This window comes from Sandarakinorhabdus oryzae (genome assembly GCF_009733735.1).
Lineage (GTDB): Bacteria > Pseudomonadota > Alphaproteobacteria > Sphingomonadales > Sphingomonadaceae > Sandarakinorhabdus > Sandarakinorhabdus oryzae.
On the sequence record NZ_WNJP01000282.1, the window covers coordinates 1 to 2253 of the forward strand.

Below are 2253 nucleotides of genomic sequence, written 5' to 3' on the forward strand. Positions count from 1 at the left end.
GCGGACGCGATTGGCGCAGCGGCCCGGCCGCCAGGCCTGACGCCTATGACGCCAAGGCCGAGGCCCTCGCCGCGCTGGCGGCCCTGGGCGCACCGGTGCAGCGCTTGGCTGTCGTCGCTCCGGCTGACGGCTGGTGGCACCCTGGCCGCGCTGGCCGGCTGGTGCTGGGCAAGGTGGCGCTCGCCGATTTCGGCATCATCCACCCGCGCACCTCGGCGCATTTCGACGTCAAGGGGCCGGTTGCGGCCGTTGAACTTTACCTCGACGCGCTACCGCCCAAGAGTCGCAAGCGCGAGGCCTGGGCCCCCAGCCCGCTGCTCCCGCTGACCCGCGATTTCGCCTTCGTCGTCGACGAGAGCCTGCCCGCTGACAGCCTGCTGCGCGCCGTCGCCGGCGCCGACAAGGCGCTGATCGTCGGGGTCAGCCTGTTCGATCGTTATGCCGGCCCCGGCATCGCGCCCGGCAAATTGAGCCTGGCCGTCGAGGTCACGCTGCAACCGACCACCGCCACGCTGACCGAGGCGGAGATCGAGGCGGTCAGCGCCAAGGTGGTGGCGGCGGCGGCGAAGCTGGGCGCGACGCTGCGGGGTTAAGGCCGGGCTGGCACGTCGGCCTGCGTCACCGGCGAGAGGCGGATTTCCACCCGGCGGTTCTTCGCCCGGCCGTCTTCGCTGTCGTTGCTGGCCACCGGGAATTGCGCGCCATAACCCTTGGTCGCCATGCGCGCCCGCTGCACGCCCTGATACTGCAGATAATCGGCCACGGCGGCAGCGCGGCGTTCCGACAGCGGCTGGTTGATGGCATCCCCGCCGGTGGAATCGGTGTGGCCGGTCACATCGACGAAGGTCGATTGATAGCTGGCCAGCGTCTTGGCCACATTGTCCAGCGCCGGGCGCATGTCGGGGCGCACGGTCGCCTGGCCGGTGTCAAAGGCGATACCAGAGGGCAGCTTGATGGCGATTTCGTCACCCTTCTGTTCGACCTCGATACCGGTGCCAGCCGTGCGCTGCTTCAGTTCGCGGGCCTGCTTGTCCATGTAACTGCCCACGGCCCCACCGGCGATGGCGCCGACACCGGTGCCGATCAGCACTTCAGCGCGGTTGTTGCGCCCGCCGAGCAGGGCGCCCAGCAAGGCACCCGCGCCAGCGCCAGCCGCTGCGGTGGCGGCCGGACGGGCAATGCGACGTTCGCCGGTTTCGGGATTGGTGGCGCAGCCAGCCAGTGCCAGTGCGCTGGCCACGAGGCCGATCGTGAGGTTGGTCTTCATGATATATGCTCCTGTTGCGTGGGAGCGAGCTAGGCCTCGGCGGGTGGCCGTATCATGAACGGCCTTTGCAGAGCCGCGGCGCATCCCGTATGAGGAAGCCGTGCGGGCACCCTGGCCCCGCGTTGCCTGCCCCGGAGCCCATGGCCCCCTTCCCCTGGCTGGACGCCGCGATCATTGCCGGCCTGATCCTGCTCAACGGCTTCTTCGCGATGTCGGAACTGGCCATCGTCTCGGCGCGGCGGCCGCGCTTGCGCGGATTGGCCGATCGCGGCTCGCTGGGCGCGCGCACGGCGCTGGCGCTGGCCGAGGATTCGAGCCGTTTCCTGTCGGGCGTGCAGATCGGCATCACGCTGGTCGGCATCATCAATGGTGCCTATTCCGGCGCCACGCTGGCCCGGCCGGTGGGGGACCGGCTGGCGCTGCTGTTTGGCCTGCCCACCAACGCCGCCGAGGAAGTGGGCTTTGCCGTCGTCATCGTCATCGCCACTTATCTGTCGCTTATCGTCGGCGAACTGGTGCCCAAGCAGTTCGCGCTGCGCTCGCCTGAAGCCATCGCGGTGAAGGTCGCGCCGGTGATGGTGCTGTTCGCCCGCGCCACCACGCCGTTCGTGTGGCTGCTCGACCGCTCCAGCCATTTCGTCTTTCGCCTGCTCGGCCAGAGCCGCGATGCCGATCAGACAGTGACCGAAGAGGAGTTGCGCTCCGTCGTCGCCGAAGCGGCCACCGCCGGCGTGATCGAGGCCGAGGAAAGCGACATGATCTCTGGCATCATGCGCCTGGCCGACCGGCGTGTGCGCGGCGTGATGACCCCGCGCGGCGAAGTGGAATGGATCGATGCCAGCGCCCCCGAAGACGTGGTGCGCGCCCGCCTCGCTGCCACGCCGCACAGCCGGCTGCTGGTGGCGCGCGGCGGCGTGGACGACATCATCGGCGTGCTGCAGGCGCGCGACGTGGTGCAGGCGCTGATCGAGGGCCGGCCGCTCGAT

The 2253-nt window shown here is 69.8% G+C and carries 3 protein-coding genes; 2 read left to right on the forward strand and 1 reads right to left on the reverse strand.

Translation table 11 applies throughout. From position 1 onward, the window contains the following. On the forward strand, positions 1 to 593 hold a 593-nt coding region (locus tag GJ693_RS15595), incomplete at its 5' end, for a phenylalanine--tRNA ligase subunit beta-related protein (protein WP_456238824.1). Here GJ693_RS15595 and GJ693_RS15600 read toward each other — a convergent pair. Next, positions 590 to 1267, reverse strand: coding sequence for an OmpA family protein (locus tag GJ693_RS15600; protein ID WP_156257156.1), 678 nt, complete (start codon positions 1265 to 1267; stop codon positions 590 to 592). The two genes, GJ693_RS15595 and GJ693_RS15600, sit on opposite strands and share 4 nt — an antisense overlap. Positions 1268 to 1407: 140 nt before the next feature. Here GJ693_RS15600 and GJ693_RS15605 point away from each other — a divergent pair. Next, on the forward strand, positions 1408 to 2253 hold an 846-nt coding region (locus GJ693_RS15605; RefSeq protein ID WP_156257157.1), incomplete at its 3' end, for a hemolysin family protein.